Here is a 16,176-nt window from a genome sequence, read left to right as displayed (position 1 = left end):
TACATCTTACAGGGCGGCCTGGTTGGTCGCTCTGCAATGACGGCAGGCATGATTGAGGAAAGAATGGACCGGTCAACGGCTCACAAGGAAAAAATCACTCCACTTCGTACTGCGATGCGGGATTTCGAGACTGGTGCGGTGCGCGCGGCTCTGCACGATCTTTTTGCGCCCGATGCGGTATTCCATCACTGCCATCCGTTCGGAGATATGTCAGGACCAGAGGCGTTTTTCGACGCCGCTCTCGCGCCCCTGCAAGCGGCCTGGCCGGATCTGGAGCGCCGCGATTGGATCGTGAAGGCAGGCCAGACACCGGAAGGAGCAGATTGGGTCGGCTGTGGCGGGCATTATCTCGGCACTTTTGACGCGCCCTGGCTGGATATTCCGCCGACTGGCCATCTGGCGCATATGCGGTTTCACGAATTCTATCGCTTTGAAAACGGCAGGGCGGTTGAATTCCAGGCGCTTTGGGACATACCCGAAGTGATGATGCAGGCGAATGCCTGGCCCATGGCCCCGTCGTTGGGTCGTGAATTCTGCGTGCCCGCGCCGGCCAGCCAGGATGGCCTGGTGCCTGGTCCGCGTGATCCCGAGCGCAGCCGAACCAGCATGCAGCATGTCATCGACATGCTGGACCATCTCAAGCTGCATCCGTCAAAAGGCGGCCCCGAGGTGATGCAGATGGACCGCTACTGGCACCCCAGGATGAACTGGTATGGACCGGCGGGCATCGGCACCGGGCGCGGGGTGGCGGGTTTTCGCAACTGGCACCAGATCCCGTTCTTGCAGGCCATGCCGGACCGGGGCCAGCATCTGGACGAGATCGACTATCATTTCTTTGGTGACGGGGCGTATGCTGCGGTTACCGGATGGCCCAACATGATCCAGACCCTGACCAGTGGCGGATGGATGGGGATTGCACCCGCAGGCAAGAAAATCTCTATGCGCAGCCTCGATTTCTGGCGGCTTGAAGATGGGCTGATCCGGGAAAACTGGGTACTGGTCGATCTTCTGGACGCCTATGCCCAGCTTGGCGTCGATGTTTTCGCTCGGCTGCGTGAATTCAACAAGGCGCGCAATCTGGGACGCGTCGCCACCCTGGAGACAGCGCTATGATAACTCTGCCCCGTACACCTTCACTGCGCCTGGACGGTAGGCGCGCGCTTGTCACGGGGGCCTCTTCGGGGATCGGACTGGGCTGTGCGGTGGCTTTGGCGGAGGCGGGCGCGCATGTGGTCTGTGCCGCCCGCGGCGTTGAGAAATTGCATGCCAGCGTCGATGCGATTGTGGCGCAGGGCTGGTCGGCCGAAGCACAGGCGCTGGATATCGGCGATCTGGACGCGATGAACGCGGCGTTGGACGGGCATGACCCTTTCGACGTGGTGGTGAATTCGGCCGGGTTGGCGCGGCACGCGCCGGCGGTCGACACCACATGGGAAGATTACGACGCGGTGATGGGGGTAAACCTGCGCGCCGCCTTTTTCCTGTCGGTTGCCGCTGCGAGGGGTATGAAATCGGCAGGCAAGCGCGGGTCGATCATCCACATTTCCAGTCAGATGGGTCATGTCGGGGGCATCGACCGCGCGGTCTATGCGGCAAGCAAACACGGGCTGGAGGGCATGATAAAGTCGATGGCGATCGAGTGGGGTCCGCTTGGCATCCGGATCAATACGATCTGCCCGACCTTTGTTCGCACGCCGCTGACCGCGTCGACGTTCGACAACCCCGAGCGCGCCGCCTGGATCGCCGACAAGATCAAGCTCGGCCGGGTCGGCGAAGTCGAAGATATCATGGGCGCGGTGATCTATCTGGCTTCGGATGCGGCGGCACTGGTCACCGGCACCTCGTTGCTGGTCGATGGCGGTTGGACGGCGGACTGATGGTGGAAAAAGTAACATCCATGCAGGTGGCGCAGTTGGCCGGTGTCAGCCAGTCGGCCGTCAGCCGTGTGTTCACCCCGGGCGCGTCGGTCAGTGCAAAAACGGCTGCGAAGGTACGCAAGGCGGCAACGGCGCTGGGGTATCGGCCGAATGTGCTGGCGCGGTCACTGATCACCGGGAAAAGCCGTATCATCGGGCTGGTCGTCGCCTATCTGGAAAACCAGTTCTATCCCGAAGCGATCGAAAAGCTGTCGCACGCGCTGCAGGAAAAGGGCTATCATATCCTTGTTTTCATGGCGAATAATGACGATTCGGCGACGGACACGGTTATTGACGAATTGCTCGATTATCAGGTGGACGGTATTATCACGGCATCAGTCGGCATGTCGTCCACGTTGACCGCGCGTTGCGAGGCGGCTGGTATTCCCATTGTCTTGTTCAACCGCGAACAGGATGATGAAAGATTGTCATGTGTGCGGTCAGATAACCTGGCGGGCGGGCGCAAGCTGGCCGAATTCTTGCTGCGGGCCGGGCACAAGAAAATAGCCCATATCGCCGGATGGGAAGGTGCGTCGACCCAGCGCGACCGCGAAGCCGGATTTCTCTTGGGGCTGGCAGAAGGCGGCCAAACGCTGTTTGCGCGCGGTGAAGGCAAGTTCTCCTATGAGGCCGCCGCTGCCGCCGCACGCGACATGTTCACCCAGCAAGACCGGCCGGATGCGGTTTTTGTTGCCAATGATCACATGGCCTTTGCGGTGATGGATGTGCTGCGGTTCGAACTTGGACTTCGGGTGCCCGAGGATGTTTCGGTCGTCGGCTACGATGATGTCCAGCTTGCCGCTTGGCCAGCCTATGACCTGACGACGGTGCGCCAGCCCGCCAACCGCATGGTTGCCGAAACTGTCGATATCCTCATGGCCCGGATCGCGGATCCAGACTCGCAACCACGCCGCGTCGCTATCGATGGGCCACTGATTCCGCGCGGTTCCGCGCGCAAACCAAAAGGACTGAAGACATGAAGGGCTTTGACGCCAGGTGGAAAGATTTCCCCGATTACATCATCGGCATCACCAAGGAGATCTGGGAGGATCGCGGCATTGCCACGCTCGATCACTACTATGGCGACACGATGCCAGTGCGCTCTCCGTCCTCGATCGTCATCGGTAACAAGAACGTCGTTGCGGCCACCATGGCGACGCTGGCGGAATTTCCCGATCGCACGCTCTTGGGCGAGGATGTGATCTGGTGCGAGGGCAATGATGACGGGTTTCTCAGCTCGCACCGGTTGCTGTCGATGGCCACCCATTCCAACCCCGGCGTGTATGGTGCGCCCACCGGCAAGAAGCTGCGGTACCGGATTATCGCCGACTGCTATGCCAGTGAGAACCGGATCACTGACGAATGGTTGGTGCGCGACCAGGGTGCGATTGTGCGCCAACTGGGCTGGGAACCTGCCGACTATGCCCGCGATTTGATCGAGCGGGAAGGCGGGGCAGAGCATTGCGTCAAGCCATATCTGCCCGAAAACGATGTGGCGGGCCCCTACACGGGGCGCGGCAACGACAATGAGTGGGGTCAAAAGTATGCCGATATCCTGACCCGGATGATGAAGGCCGATTTCACAGTGATCCCGCAGGAATACGACCGTGCGGTGACCGGTGAATATCCCGGCGGCGTCACTGCTGTGTCCCATGATGGGGTCGATCAGCACTGGTTGGGGCTGCGCGCTTCGTTTCCCAATGCGGAATTCAGAATACATCATGTGATTGGGCGCGACGATCCGATGATGTCGCCCCGCGCCGCGCTGCGCTGGTCGTTGGATGGCACGCATGACGGCTGGGGCAGCTTCGGTCGTCCGACCGGCAAGCGCGTGCACATCATGGGCATGAGCCACGCTGAATTCGGCCCTTGGGGGCTGCGGCGGGAATATACGCTTTACGATGAAACAGCGCTTTGGAAGCAGATCATCCTGCAAACCGGATGATCGCGTCCAACCGGCACGGGACAGAACCAGATAACCTGGGGCGTTTGGAAAATTGCCGCCGCCCGCTCAGACCACTCGGAGAAGAGACATGACACCAGACGACATGGAAAACCGCATCGTTCGCTATGGCGATCTGCAACCGTGCAGGACGGCCTTTATCGACGCCCATACGCCGGGAAGTGATCAGAAAGAGAATTTCACCATCATCGGCGGCGGCGTCTCGGAAAGCCCGGATCAGCATGTGCACATCGATATCCCGCACGGCTTCAACATCGGTGCTGCCGGGCAGCCGCCGAAATGCCGCAACAGCCTGCACAACCACCGTACCGCCGAGGTATTCTTTGTCCTCAAGGGCCGGTGGCGGTTCTTTTGGGGGCGGTGGGGCGACGCTGGAGAAACGGTTCTGGAAGAAGGGGATATCTTCAATATCCCGACCAACCTGTTCCGCGGTTTTGAAAACGTCGGTACCGACTACGGGATGATCATGGCCGTTCTGGGTGGGGACGATGCCGGCGGTGGTGTTCTCTGGGCTCCGCAAGTGATCGAAGATGCCAAGGATCACGGCCTGATTCTGGGTGATAATGGCAAGCTTTACGACAGCAAAAAAGGCCAGTCTCTGCCCGAGGGGGTGAAACCGATGCCGCTTTTGACCGAAGAGGAACTGGCCACGATCCCCGAACCGTCAGCCAAAGAAGTGATCGGCGGTTATGTGCGGCGGTATTGGGACATGGTGGCCATCGCCGACCGGACTCCGGTCAATGTGATCGGTGAACAGGGCCTGATCCGCGACAAGCCCGGATTCGAGGTCGATTTCATCACCCGCGCCAGCGCCACGGACAAGAAACACAGCCACGACAAACCTTCGGTGCTGATGCCGGTGAAAGGACATTGGCGTGTCGACTGGGATGGCGGCAGCGCGACGCTGGCCCCCGGCGATACGATGAGCGTGCCGGAAGGCCTGGCCCACAGCGCGGTTCCGTCGATGACAGGCGAAGCCGCGCTGTATCATGTCGTCGCAACCGGGGATCGCGCCGGGCCAACCTGGCTCGGCTGACCTCAGGCGACGAGATTTCAGGTGCAATCGGACCCATCGCACCTTTGATCACAAGGTTCGGCCCGGCCGATTCTTCATCGAAACCGCCGCTTGGCAAAAGGATGCCCATGCCACAGTCCGAAATCGGAACGCTCGCGCAGAATACCCGCGATGTATATGAACAGAAAGCCGCAGCCTACGATGCCCAGAGGTCGCGCGCCTTGTTCGAAGCGCGCTGGTTGGCGCGGTTCACCGCCTGTTTGCCCGCTGGTGGCCGTGTTCTGGATTTGGGCTGTGGCGCGGGAGAGCCCATCGCGCGCTGGTTCATCGCCGAAGGGTTTCGCGTGACCGGTGTCGATATCGCCGGGGCGATGCTTGATATCGCGCGTGGACGCTGGCCCGATGGGGACTGGCGGCAGGGGGATATGCGCGAACTTGATCTGGGCGAAGCCTTCGACGGGATCATCGCCTGGGACAGCTTTTTTCACCTTAGGGCGCAGGAACAGCGCACCACCATCCGTCGCATGGCGCGGCATCTCAGGGTTGGCGGATCGCTGATCTTCACAGTTGGCCCAGAGGATGGCGAAAGATCGGGCACCTTTGCTGGTCAGCCTGTCTATCACGCCAGCCTGTCACCCGCCGAATACGTGGCGCTGCTTGAGGATCAAGGATTGCGGTTGACCGGCTTTCTGGCCGAAGACCCGGATTGCGACAGACACAGCGTCATGATGGCGCGCAAGGATAGAGAGTGACTCATGTTCGCCAGCACCCCCCAAATCGGCATCGTGCCTGACGCGAAACCCTGCGCAGTCGCCTTGGCCAAACTCAGCGCGATGACGTCATGATCCCGCTTGTTCTGATCCCCGGCATGATGTGTGACGCGCGCCTGTTCGGCCCGCAGATCGACAGTTTTTCGGCCGATATGCCCATCATACTCGCGCCGATCAACGATCACGATACGGTGGCCGCGCTTGCCGCCGATATCCTGTCCTGGACGCCGGACAGGTTTGCACTGGCCGGGCTCAGCATGGGGGGCATCGTGGCGATGGAGGTATTGCGTCAGGCACCGGAACGGGTTGAGCGGCTGGCGCTGTTGGATACCAACCCGTTGGCCGAGACCGACGAGGTCAAGGCGCGGCGCGAACCGCAGATCGCCAAGGTGCGTGCCGGTGGATTGTGCGGCGTCATGCGTGACGAGATGACGCCGAATTATCTGACCGGTGGCCCCCGGCGCGACGCGATCCTGGATCTGTGCATGGCGATGGCTGAAACGATCGGCGGTGCGGTGTTTATCCGCCAGTCGCGGGCGCTGCAAACCCGTCCGGATCAGCAGGGCACGCTGCACACATTTGGCGGGCCGTCGCTGGTGCTGTGTGGGCGTGACGACGCACTCTGTCCGGTGCAGAGGCACGAATTGATGGCGTCGCTGTTGCCCAACGCGGTGCTGGAAATCGTCGAGAACGCCGGCCATCTGCCGACGCTTGAACAACCCGAAACAACCAATGCGGCGCTGCGCCGTTGGCTGGAGGCCTGACATGACCGATTCATTGCTCGCGCTATTGCGCAGGGTCGATACACCGACCGTCTGCAACGCCATCGAGGTGGCCCAGGGCAAGCGTGGTTTCAATCGTTTCACCCGCGGAACGATGCTGTGCAGCGATCAAGACGCGGGGGCCGTGGTGGGTTTTGCGGTCACGGCCACGATCGCTGCCCTCGCGCCGCCGCAAGAGGCGCCCGACGTGATCCGCGTCCGAAGAATGGAATACTATCGCCGGATGGCAGAGGCTCCGAAGCCGTCCGTTGCGGTGATTGAGGATGTAGATTTTCCGAATTGTATCGGTGCCTATTGGGGCGAGATCAACACTACGATTCACAAGGGGTTCGGCATGTCGGGCGCGCTCACCAACGGGGTGATGCGTGATTTGGGCGACCTGCCGGACGGGTTTGCGGTGATTGCAGGCTCGATCGGACCCAGCCACGGTTTCGTTCACGTTCGGGACCTGGGCACACCGGTGAACATCTTCGGTCTGACAGTGGCCGATGGAGACCTGGTGCATGCCGACCGTCATGGTGCGCTGGTGGTTCCGAACGATCTGTTGCCGGTGCTGGAGGGGGCTATTCTTCGGTTGCTGGAGACCGAAAAACTGGTGCTGGAACCGGCCCGCCGGGAGGGGTTCGATTTTGCGGCTTTCGAAGCCGCTTGGTCTGCGTTTGAAAAGGCCCGCACCTGACCCGGAACGGCTTTCGTGACAAAGCCGGGCCAAAACCCATGAACGGATTGGCCTGCTTGTAAACACTTAAGCAACACAGGTCTGTATCGGTGAAAGGGGGCCGCAATGCGCCCGTGGCGCACCACGGGACATGTGCGTTCTGCCCGGACAGGTTGGATATCACCCAGTTTGATAGCCCTTTTTAGCCGGCTTGATACCGGAAGTGCCTCGCAGACCTCGGGGATCGCGGATGGGGACGGGTCTTATGGAGCCGCTGGTGCCGCGCGCGGTTGCGACGCGGCGTTCTGGTGGGATCTGACTCGCGGTCTTTTCGACAACCGACAGGGGGCATTCGGTCGCTTCTCGCAAGCGCGAAAGCCCGCAGCTCGTGCCGGTCCTCGCAGGGGGGTGACCGATGCGCTCGGCGAGGTTCACAGGCCGAAACAAGAGGAGTAGACAGTTTTGACCCCCTCTAAGCCCGTGTTTGACGAATGCTGTGGGTGTGGGCCAAAATTATCCGCATCCTGCAAACCCAGCCATTGAAACCATTTGACATTTCCAATCAGTATCAAACCGGGTGAACGCCGTCGGCACAGCTGCTGGAAAACCGGTTCACCCCGACGGGCGCAAGGGGTAGAAGGCGGCGAGCAAAAACCCTTTGGAGTAGATCATGCCCGTCCCAAAGCCTGTTGTATTGTGCATTCTGGACGGCTGGGGGCTGTCCGAGGACCGCGCCGCCAACGCGCCCGCGCTGGCGCAGACGCCGAATTTCGATGCCATCATGCAGATCGGACCCCACGCACGGCTGATCACCCATGGTCCGGATGTGGGACTGCCGCGCGGGCAGATGGGCAATTCCGAGGTCGGTCACACCAATATCGGCGCGGGTCGCGTCGTTGCGATGGATCTGGGGCAGATCGACCTGGCGGTCGAGGACGGAAGTTTCTTTCAGAACCCGGCTCTGCTGGAGTTCACCGAGCGCCTCAAGGTCGGCGGCGGCACGGCGCATCTTCTGGGGCTGGTGTCGGATGGCGGGGTGCATGGGCATCTGAACCATATCGTCGCTGCCGCTACCGCCATCACGCAGGCCGGGGTGCCGGTGGCGCTGCACGCGATCACCGACGGGCGCGATGTGGCGCCGAAATCGGTCATGGGCTACCTTGAGGAATTGGCCGGGCGCCTGCCAGAAGGGGCGCGCATCGTCACCGTTTCGGGGCGGTATTTTGCCATGGATCGCGACAATCGCTGGGAGCGGGTTGGCGCGGCGTACAAGGCGATGGTCCGGGGGCAGGGGAGGCATGCCGCCACGGCCGATGACGCGATCAGCGCCGCCTATGGGCGCGGCGAAACCGACGAATTCATCAGCCCCACCGTGATTGGTGATTTTGACGGAGTGCGCGATGGGGATGGGGTGTTCTGTCTCAACTTTCGGGCCGACCGGGCGCGTGAGATCCTGGCGGCGATCGGGCAGCCCGATTTTGACGGGTTCGACACTGGGCAACGGCCCGGACTGGCGGCGTTTCTGGGTATGGTGGACTATTCCGACTGTCATTCGACCTATATGACCACGGTCTATCCCAAGGCCGAGATCGTCAATACGCTGGGGGCATGGGTTGCGGCGCAGGGCAAGCGCCAGTTCCGCCTGGCCGAGACCGAGAAATACCCCCATGTCACGTTTTTCCTGAACGGCGGCAAAGAGGTGCCGGAGACGGGCGAGGATCGTTACATGGCGCCATCGCCCAAGGTGGCCACCTATGATCTGCAGCCGGAGATGTCGGCGGACGAGGTTACCGAGCAGTTCGTGCAGGCAATCCACGGCGGTTACGATCTGATCGTGACCAACTACGCCAACCCCGACATGGTGGGACACACCGGTGATCTGGATGCCGCGATCAAGGCCTGCGAGGCTGTGGATCGGGGTTTGGGACAGGTGGTGGCCGCGCTGCGCCAGGTTGGGGGCGCGATGATCGTGACCGCCGATCACGGCAATTGCGAGGTGATGGTCGATCCCGAAACCGGCGGGCCGCATACGGCGCATACGCTGAACCCGGTGCCGGTGGCGTTGGTCGGCGGACCCGAGGGAGCGCGGATGCGAGATGGGCGGCTGAGCGATCTGGCCCCCACGATCCTTGACCTGATGGCCCTTCCGAAACCGCCGGAAATGACCGGAGAGAGCCTGATCGGATGATAACACGCTCTGCCCTGATTGCCGCAGTGATGTGGGCGGAATCCGCGATTGCACAAAGCGATCCGGCCAGTGCGGCGCGCGCGGCTGTCGCCCAGTTGGAACAGGCGACTGTTTCGCTGCAACAGGCCGAAAGCGCGCGTGACCGGGTACGGGCCTTGACCGGGACAATCCAGGCGTACGAGGCAGGGCTGGTGGCGATGCGCGACGGATTGCGAAAGGCCGCGACGCGCGAGGCGCAGTTGAGCCGTCAGTTGCAGGCCCGCGAGGGCGAGATTTCGCGCCTGTTGGGGGTCTTGCAGACCATTGGAACCGCCTCGCCGCCGGTGCTGTTGCTGCATCCCGCCGGGGCTTTGGGCAGCGCACGGTCAGGCATGATCCTAGCCGAGGTGACACCGGCGCTGCAGGGCCGTGCCGACCAGTTGCGCAGCGACCTGCAAGAGGTGCAGACGTTGCGAATGCTGCAGAAAAACGCCGCCTCGACTTTGCAAGAGGGCTTGGCGGGGGTGCAGCAGGCGCGGGCGGACCTGAGCAAAGCGGTGGCCAACCGCACCGATTTGCCGCGCCGTTTCACCGAAGATCCGGTGCGGACCGCGATCCTGATCTCGTCGGTGGAAACGCTGGATGGGTTTGCCAGTGGGTTGTCGCAGATTTCGGGCAGCCCAATTCCGCCCAGCGATGCCGAAATCGACGAGCAAAAAGGGGAGGTGGCCCTGCCGGTGCAGGGATTGCTGTTGCACCGCGCGGGCGAGGCGGACGCAGCGGGCGTTGTGCGCAGCGGAATCCTGGTGGCGACCCGGCCGCGCGCGCTGGTGACCGCGCCCACGGCGGCCACGATCCGGTATCGCGGGCCGCTTCTGGACCTGGGTAATGTGGTGATTCTAGAACCGCAGCGGGACACGTTGTTTGTGCTGTCGGGCCTGGCCGAGGTGTTCGGCGACACCGGGCAGGTGGTGCCTGCCGGTGCGCCGGTGGGTTTGATGGGCGGGGAAATACCGGAAATCGGCGCAATTCTGTCACTTAGCGGTGATGGCGCTGGTGCTGAGCGTTCAGAAACGCTCTATATAGAAGTGCGAGAGGACGGACGCCCGGTGGACCCGGAAACGTGGTTCCGAACCGATAAGGATGGATAAACGAGCATGAGGAAATTCGTGATGGCCGCCCTGGGCGGCACGGTTGCGGGGATTGTCGCAACGACCCAGATTGCAGGGCCGTTGCTGGCACAGGAAAACGGGCGCAGCGCCAGTGTCTACGAGCAGCTGGACCTGTTTGGCGACATCTTCGAGCGCATCCGCGCGCAATATGTCGAAGATGTGGACGAGGCCGAACTGATCGAGGCCGCAATCGACGGGATGCTGACCTCGCTGGATCCACACTCCAGCTATCTGTCGCCGGATGACGCCGACAACATGCGGGTGCAGACCCGTGGCGAGTTTGGCGGTCTGGGTATCGAGGTCACCCAGGAGGACGGGTTCGTCAAGGTGGTTTCGCCGATCGATGGCACCCCGGCGGACGAGGCCGGAATGGAGTCGGGCGACTTCATCACCCATGTGGATGGCGAGAGCCTGTTGGGGCTGACGCTGGACAAGGCGGTGGACCTGATGCGCGGGCCGGTGGGGTCGGAAATCGTGATCACCGTGGTGCGCGAAGGCGAGAGCGAACCGTTCGACGTGTCGATCATTCGCGACACCATCAAGCTGACGGCGGTGCGCACCCGCATCGAGGGCGACACCGTGGTGCTGCGGATCACGACCTTTAACGATCAGACCATGCCCAACCTCGAAGCGGGGTTGAAAGAGCAGATCGAGGCCGCGGGCGGGGCCGAGAATGTCAACGGTATCGTATTGGATTTGCGCAACAATCCTGGCGGTTTGCTGACCCAGGCGATCAAGGTGTCGGATGCGTTTCTGGATGAGGGCGAGATCGTCAGCACCCGCGGCCGCAACGTTGCGGATGGCGAACGGTTCAATGCCACGCCGGGCGATCTGACCGGTGGCAAGCCGATGGTGGTGCTGATCAACGGCGGCTCTGCCTCGGCGTCCGAGATCGTTGCCGGTGCGTTGCAGGACCATCGCCGCGCCATCGTTGTCGGCACCAAGAGCTTTGGCAAGGGGTCGGTGCAGACGGTGATGCCGCTGCGCGGAGATGGGGCGATGCGGCTGACCACGGCGCGCTATTACACCCCGTCGGGACGCTCGATCCAGGCGCTGGGCGTCAGCCCGGACATCGTTGTGGCCCAGCCGCGCCGCAAGCCCGCAACCGAGGAAGAGGACGAGGCGGCAACATCCGCGCGGAGCCGGTCCGAGGCCGACCTGCGCGGGCGGCTGAACAACGACAGCCTGTCCGAGGACGAGGTGCGCCAGATCGAGGAAGACCGCGCCAAGGCCGAGAAGGCGGCGGAACTGCGCGAGCAGGATTATCAGCTGGCCTATGCGATCGACATTCTCAAGGGGCTGTCCGCGCTGGCGACCGAGAACCGCTGACCGCTACGCGACGAGACGGTCAAGGGCCGCGCAGGGCGATCTGCGCGGCCCTTTTTCATGCTGGCGACAATCGGTGCGCAACGGTGCCATTGCTTGCCAGAGTGTAAAGGCGGCGGAGGGACTCGCCGGGCCGCCGCCTGACGTCACTGTCGCAGCGCATTCCTGTCCAGAACCAGGTGTGGCTCTCCGTCCGAGGTCTTGGCCAGGGTTCGGCCGGTGCGGTCGATCACAACCGAGACCTGTGAGCGGAAATTCGACATGCTGTCGAACCGGATCACATCGACCGGAGAGTCAAACCGCAGGGTCAGCTGAAAGTGCGCCCCGCCGGCCATTTCGCGCAGACCGATGATTTCGCCCCGGAACCGTTGGCCCAGATAGCTGCCGGCAACCTGCTGGCCCAGATGGAAGGGGACCGGCGGCGCGTTGCCGACACTGGCGTGCAGCGTGTTCCAGTCGCGGTGACCCAACTGGCGGGCCAGCAGTTCCAGCGACTGGCTGTGGGACACCGCGTGGCCGGACCCGGCCAGGGCGGCGCGCAGCGACTTTGCCTGCACCTTGAGTTCGGCGAGGGTGGGGAGTGGCGTGGACATCAAAAACCTCTTTCATGTTCTGATGCGGAATTGTGCTGGTGCTCGCGTTGCCAACGGACCGCAGAACTGAAGTCAGTCGATCCAGTCTGTATGAGCTTCACCGTGGCGATGCCTGCGAGCGGCGGGTGCCCATGACCCTGAACGGCAGATAGGGGCGTGGCGCGGTTGCGTCAAGGGGGGGGCGTGTGCAGGCAATGACGGCGAAAGGCGCGTTTGAGCATGTCCATCTCGGCGCGCAGCAATTCGACTTCGGCGCGCAGATCGTGGGCTGCGGCCTCGCCCGCGATCAGAGTGAAGTCGCCCAGCCGGGTCTGATCGCTGGCGTCAAGGATGACAAACACCTGCACCCCATCGGCCAGCGCCCGTGGGGGCAGCGGCACCGCCAGATCCCATTGCCCTGCGGTGCCGGTGGCGGTCAGGGCGACGTCGGGCACCGGTTGGTCCAGGTGCCGCACCTCGATTTGCGGCTGTGCGGCGGCGGGGCCGGTGAGGCGGCCCCGCCAGATGCCGTTGCGCAGGTGGATCTTGGTCAGGATCAGATTGCTCATGGTCGGCCTTTTGTCAGAGCGCGGCGCGGCGGTGGCGGGCAAAGGTCAGATCGCGCAGGGTGACCTGGTTCATCTCGGGGTCCTGAATGAACAGGTCAAGCCACAGTTTGTGCACGCGGTTTTCATTCAGGTTGCAATAGGCGAGGTCGAATTCTGCCCGCAGATCCGGGGTATCGAGCGGCACTTGCCGGCTGATCCGTTCGGTATTCGGACCGTGCCGGATGTTGAGCCGGGCGACAAGCGCAGTCGGTTTTTCGGTTTCGGCGATCATGTCCAGCCGGATCAGATGCGAGCGGGTCAGCCCCTGGGCCGCGGCGGAGGGAAGGTCGATCACCACCGACAGGAACGATCCTGAAAAGCCCAGCACATCCACGCGCAGCCCGAACGGGGCCAGAGCGTTTGCCTCCTGGTTGCGCATCTGATGCAGGGCCAGTTCAGAGCGGGGACAGTCGTGAAATACCGTCACCTGATCGCCCAGCCCGGATTTGTTCCGCGCCGGGGCGATGCCGGGTGTGTGCAGCGGGCCACGCCACAGGTCGGGACGCCAGGACCAATCGGTGCCATGCGGGCGTTCGAAATACGCAGTGCCGTTCTTGGGCAGCGCCAGCCGCCCGTCTGCCACGTGGATCAGCCGGTCCAGATGGGCACGCAGGGCGCGGGCCTGACTGCGCTGTTGTTGCAGGCTGGACAGGTCGGAGCGGTCGGCCGATTGCGCGACCTGCCGCCAGTGACGCAGGGTTGCCGCATGTATCAGCCGGTTCGCCAGTTTTCCCATGTTCCGTTCCGCCGCCAGGGCCGTTGGTTCTGGGGGTATCTAACGAAAGGATTACATTTGAATAAACCGGCAATCGTCGTTGTGGAGCGAATTGGGGCCGCGCTGCGGCAATTGCAGCGCAGCGGATGGGTCAGTCGCTTGAGACGCGGACTTCGCCGCGCATCTCTCCGGTCATGGTCGCCTTGAATTGCGAGCCGCCCTGTTTGCGCAACTCGGCGATCTTGGCGTCAGCGGCGTCTCGGGTCGCCTGATCGGGATAGATGTTGGATGATGGCGCTTTCGCCTTCGCCGGTCTGGACGATCATCATTCTGGTCGAGCCAAGCGCCAGATTCATTGGAACATATTGGTCCTGCATGGCCTGCCACATGGCGTCTTCGTCCTTGGGCGTCTCGTTCAGCTTCCATGTCGAAATTGTTGCATAGGCCATAATATCCCTCTCCTTTTCCCTGAAAAGGAAAAGGGTAGCACGATCAGGGCCGTTTCCCTACTGCCTTGCGACTTGAACCCGAGGCACCGATCCGATGGCTCTTGCGAAAATTGAAACGCATTGATCGGCGCCGGGGCGGTGGCCCCGGCGCGTCGGTTTCAGAGGTCCATGTAGATGTGTTTTTCGGCGTCGCCGCCCGGATGGGTCACGGCCCCCTTGTAGGTGGCACCGACCAGCTGGGCGTATTTCCACAGCGCGCCGGAGGCATAGATGGTGTCGCGCGGGCCGGACCAGGCGGCCTTGCGGGTGGCCAGTTCCTCGTCGGTCAGATCGACGCTGATTTCGCCGTTTGGCGCATCGATAGTGATGATGTCACCGGTTTTCAGCAGCGCGATGGGGCCGCCCTGGGCCGCTTCGGGGCCGACATGGCCGACGCAGAAGCCGCGGGTGGCGCCCGAGAACCGCCCGTCGGTGATCAGCGCGACCTTTTTGCCCATGCCCTGACCCGACAGGGCGGCGGTGGTGGACAGCATCTCGCGCATGCCGGGGCCGCCGGCGGGGCCTTCGTTGCGGATCACGATGACTTCGCCTTCTTCATAGCCGCGTGCCTTGACGGCTTCGAACGCGTCTTCTTCGCAGTCAAACACCCGCGCGGGGCCGACGAACCGCTGGTGGTTGGTGGGGATGCCGGCGACCTTGACGATGGCCCCTTCGGGGGCCAGGTTGCCTTTCAGGCCGACCACACCGCCGGTCTTGGTCAGCGGGTTCTCGATGGGATAGATCACCTTGCCATCGGCTTCGCGGTCGATCAGGTCCAGCTCTTCGCCGATGCTGCGCCCGGTGGCGGTCATGCAATCCTGATGGATCAGCCCGGCCTTGCGCAGCTCTTTCATCACCACGGGGATGCCGCCGGCGTCATACAGGTCCTTGGCGACATAGGCGCCGCCCGGTTTCAGGTCGACGAAATAGGGCGTGTCGCGGAAGATGTCGCAGACGTCCTGCAGGAAGAAGTCGATCCCGGCCTCGTGTGCGATGGCGGGCAGGTGCAGCCCGGCGTTGGTCGACCCACCGGTGCAGGCCACCACGCGGGCGGCGTTTTCCAGCGACTGGCGGGTGACGACATCGCGGGCGCGGATGTTCTTTTCCAGCAGGTTCATCACCGCCTGCCCGGAGGCCTCGGCATATTGGTCGCGGGATTCGTAAGGTGCGGGCATGCCGGAGCTGTTCATCAGCGCCAGACCGATGGCTTCGGAGACGCAGGCCATGGTGTTGGCGGTGAACTGACCGCCACAGGCCCCGGCAGAGGGGCAGGCGACGCGTTCCAGCATATCGAGTGCGGCGTCCGACATTGTGCCGTTCTGATGCCGCCCGACAGCTTCGAACATGTCCTGCACGGTCAGGTCGCGGGAGCGGAAATCTTCGGGGATCTCGTCGACCTGGGGGGCCTTGCCCGGCAGGATCGACCCACCGTAGATGAACACCGATGGCGTGTTCAGCCGCACCATGGCCATCATCATGCCCGGCAGGGATTTGTCGCAGCCCGCCAGGCCGACGATGGCGTCATAGCAATGGCCGCGCATGGTCAGTTCGACGGTGTCGGCGATGGCTTCGCGGCTGGCCAGCGAACTGCGCATGCCCTCGTGGCCCATGGCGATGCCGTCGGTGACGGTGATGGTGGTGAATTCGCGCGGGGTGCCCGATGCGGCCTTGACCCCCAGCTTGACGGCCTGGGCCTGACGGCTGAGCGAGATGTTGCAGGGCGCGGCCTCGTTCCAGCAGGTGGCGACGCCGACCAGCGGCTGGTGGATTTCCTCGTCGCCGAGGCCCATGGCATACATGTAGGACCGGTGCGGCGCGCGCTCGGGACCCTCGGTGACGTGGCGGCTGGGCAATCTGGTCTTGTCGAACGGGCGCTTGAGCATGGCTGGTCTCCGAATTTTTGGCTGCTTTCGCAATAGCGGCGCACTGGTCCGGGTACAAGTCTCAAGGCGGTACGCACCTTGTAATCGCGCGGTGCAGTGATTACCGTCCTTTGATCGCTGGGACCGGGCGTTCCGTGTGAG

General features: G+C 63.0%; 16 protein-coding genes. 11 read left to right on the top strand and 5 right to left on the bottom strand.

The annotated features are described in order from the left end of the window. Positions 1–48: 48 nt before the first annotated feature. The 11 genes from NANH_RS0112850 (at position 49) to NANH_RS0112795 (ending at position 11,772) form a co-directional block, all read left to right on the top strand. A complete protein-coding gene (locus tag NANH_RS0112850; protein ID WP_027262391.1) occupies positions 49–1,113 on the top strand; it encodes an ester cyclase in 1,065 nt (354 codons plus the stop codon). Beyond that, on the top strand, positions 1,110–1,877 hold the full coding sequence (locus NANH_RS0112845) for an SDR family NAD(P)-dependent oxidoreductase (RefSeq protein ID WP_036049827.1): 768 nt from the start codon (positions 1,110–1,112) through the stop codon (positions 1,875–1,877). Before NANH_RS0112850 ends, NANH_RS0112845 begins: the two co-directional genes overlap by 4 nt. Further along, positions 1,877–2,896 (top strand): LacI family DNA-binding transcriptional regulator, encoded by a 1,020-nt coding sequence (locus NANH_RS0112840; protein ID WP_175543400.1) that lies wholly within the window; start codon positions 1,877–1,879, stop codon positions 2,894–2,896. The genes NANH_RS0112845 and NANH_RS0112840 overlap by 1 nt, the downstream gene beginning before the upstream one ends. Next, entirely contained in the window at positions 2,893–3,861 is a 969-nt protein-coding gene (locus NANH_RS0112835) for a nuclear transport factor 2 family protein (protein ID WP_027262388.1), read from the top strand. The genes NANH_RS0112840 and NANH_RS0112835 overlap by 4 nt, the downstream gene beginning before the upstream one ends. Positions 3,862–3,949: 88 nt before the next feature. Further along, the gene (locus NANH_RS0112830; protein WP_027262387.1) at positions 3,950–4,915 is read left to right on the top strand and encodes a cupin domain-containing protein; all 966 of its coding nucleotides are present in this window, start codon (positions 3,950–3,952) and stop codon (positions 4,913–4,915) included. Positions 4,916–5,022: 107 nt separating this feature from the next. Next, positions 5,023–5,646 carry a class I SAM-dependent DNA methyltransferase gene (locus tag NANH_RS0112825; protein ID WP_051372411.1) on the top strand — a complete coding sequence of 208 codons (624 nt, stop codon included), beginning with the start codon at positions 5,023–5,025 and terminating at the stop codon, positions 5,644–5,646. An 89-nt stretch (positions 5,647–5,735) separates the two neighbouring features. Continuing rightward, complete coding sequence (locus tag NANH_RS0112820; RefSeq protein ID WP_027262385.1) at positions 5,736–6,428, top strand: alpha/beta fold hydrolase; 693 nt, start codon at positions 5,736–5,738, stop codon at positions 6,426–6,428. Between the two features lies 1 nt (position 6,429). Continuing rightward, on the top strand, positions 6,430–7,125 hold the full coding sequence (locus NANH_RS0112815) for an RraA family protein (RefSeq protein ID WP_027262384.1): 696 nt from the start codon (positions 6,430–6,432) through the stop codon (positions 7,123–7,125). A gap of 649 nt (positions 7,126–7,774) precedes the next feature. Further along, positions 7,775–9,292 carry a 2,3-bisphosphoglycerate-independent phosphoglycerate mutase gene (gpmI, locus tag NANH_RS0112805; RefSeq protein ID WP_027262383.1) on the top strand — a complete coding sequence of 506 codons (1,518 nt, stop codon included), beginning with the start codon at positions 7,775–7,777 and terminating at the stop codon, positions 9,290–9,292. Next, complete coding sequence (locus NANH_RS0112800) at positions 9,289–10,422, top strand: murein hydrolase activator EnvC family protein (protein ID WP_027262382.1); 1,134 nt, start codon at positions 9,289–9,291, stop codon at positions 10,420–10,422. Before gpmI ends, NANH_RS0112800 begins: the two co-directional genes overlap by 4 nt. A 6-nt stretch (positions 10,423–10,428) precedes the next feature. Further along, entirely contained in the window at positions 10,429–11,772 is a 1,344-nt protein-coding gene (locus NANH_RS0112795) for a S41 family peptidase (protein WP_027262381.1), read from the top strand. 143 nt (positions 11,773–11,915) lie between these two features. Here the strand turns inward: NANH_RS0112795 and NANH_RS0112790 are convergent, their stop codons facing one another. The 5 genes from NANH_RS0112790 to ilvD all read right to left on the bottom strand — a co-directional run bounded on the left by NANH_RS0112790 (position 11,916) and on the right by ilvD (position 16,035). Continuing rightward, entirely contained in the window at positions 11,916–12,362 is a 447-nt protein-coding gene (locus NANH_RS0112790; RefSeq protein WP_027262380.1) for a glyoxalase superfamily protein, read from the bottom strand. Positions 12,363–12,532: 170 nt separating this feature from the next. After that, positions 12,533–12,910, bottom strand: coding sequence for a hypothetical protein (locus NANH_RS0112785; RefSeq protein ID WP_027262379.1), 378 nt, complete (start codon positions 12,908–12,910; stop codon positions 12,533–12,535). A gap of 13 nt (positions 12,911–12,923) precedes the next feature. Then, positions 12,924–13,685, bottom strand: coding sequence for a DUF6478 family protein (locus NANH_RS0112780; RefSeq protein ID WP_027262378.1), 762 nt, complete (start codon positions 13,683–13,685; stop codon positions 12,924–12,926). 227 nt (positions 13,686–13,912) lie between these two features. Continuing rightward, a complete protein-coding gene (locus tag NANH_RS0112775; RefSeq protein ID WP_027262377.1) occupies positions 13,913–14,113 on the bottom strand; it encodes a hypothetical protein in 201 nt (66 codons plus the stop codon). A gap of 158 nt (positions 14,114–14,271) precedes the next feature. Then, positions 14,272–16,035 (bottom strand): dihydroxy-acid dehydratase, encoded by a 1,764-nt coding sequence (gene ilvD, locus NANH_RS0112770; RefSeq protein WP_027262376.1) that lies wholly within the window; start codon positions 16,033–16,035, stop codon positions 14,272–14,274. Between the last annotated feature and the right edge of the window lie 141 nt (positions 16,036–16,176).

The organism is Sedimentitalea nanhaiensis DSM 24252 (genome assembly GCF_000473225.1).
Taxonomy (GTDB): domain Bacteria; phylum Pseudomonadota; class Alphaproteobacteria; order Rhodobacterales; family Rhodobacteraceae; genus Sedimentitalea; species Sedimentitalea nanhaiensis.
This window is presented reverse-complemented; position numbering and strand designations above follow the sequence as displayed.

Coding starts and splice junctions, on each gene's coding strand:
- NANH_RS0112850 (WP_027262391.1), top strand. CDS start 49: ATGATTGAGGAAAGAATGGACCGGTCAACGGCTCACAAGGAAAAAATC.
- NANH_RS0112845 (WP_036049827.1), top strand. CDS start 1,110: ATGATAACTCTGCCCCGTACACCTTCACTGCGCCTGGACGGTAGGCGC.
- NANH_RS0112840 (WP_175543400.1), top strand. CDS start 1,877: ATGGTGGAAAAAGTAACATCCATGCAGGTGGCGCAGTTGGCCGGTGTC.
- NANH_RS0112835 (WP_027262388.1), top strand. CDS start 2,893: ATGAAGGGCTTTGACGCCAGGTGGAAAGATTTCCCCGATTACATCATC.
- NANH_RS0112830 (WP_027262387.1), top strand. CDS start 3,950: ATGACACCAGACGACATGGAAAACCGCATCGTTCGCTATGGCGATCTG.
- NANH_RS0112825 (WP_051372411.1), top strand. CDS start 5,023: ATGCCACAGTCCGAAATCGGAACGCTCGCGCAGAATACCCGCGATGTA.
- NANH_RS0112820 (WP_027262385.1), top strand. CDS start 5,736: ATGATCCCGCTTGTTCTGATCCCCGGCATGATGTGTGACGCGCGCCTG.
- NANH_RS0112815 (WP_027262384.1), top strand. CDS start 6,430: ATGACCGATTCATTGCTCGCGCTATTGCGCAGGGTCGATACACCGACC.
- gpmI (WP_027262383.1), top strand. CDS start 7,775: ATGCCCGTCCCAAAGCCTGTTGTATTGTGCATTCTGGACGGCTGGGGG.
- NANH_RS0112800 (WP_027262382.1), top strand. CDS start 9,289: ATGATAACACGCTCTGCCCTGATTGCCGCAGTGATGTGGGCGGAATCC.
- NANH_RS0112795 (WP_027262381.1), top strand. CDS start 10,429: ATGAGGAAATTCGTGATGGCCGCCCTGGGCGGCACGGTTGCGGGGATT.
- NANH_RS0112790 (WP_027262380.1), bottom strand. CDS start 12,362: ATGTCCACGCCACTCCCCACCCTCGCCGAACTCAAGGTGCAGGCAAAG.
- NANH_RS0112785 (WP_027262379.1), bottom strand. CDS start 12,910: ATGAGCAATCTGATCCTGACCAAGATCCACCTGCGCAACGGCATCTGG.
- NANH_RS0112780 (WP_027262378.1), bottom strand. CDS start 13,685: ATGGGAAAACTGGCGAACCGGCTGATACATGCGGCAACCCTGCGTCAC.
- NANH_RS0112775 (WP_027262377.1), bottom strand. CDS start 14,113: ATGGCCTATGCAACAATTTCGACATGGAAGCTGAACGAGACGCCCAAG.
- ilvD (WP_027262376.1), bottom strand. CDS start 16,035: ATGCTCAAGCGCCCGTTCGACAAGACCAGATTGCCCAGCCGCCACGTC.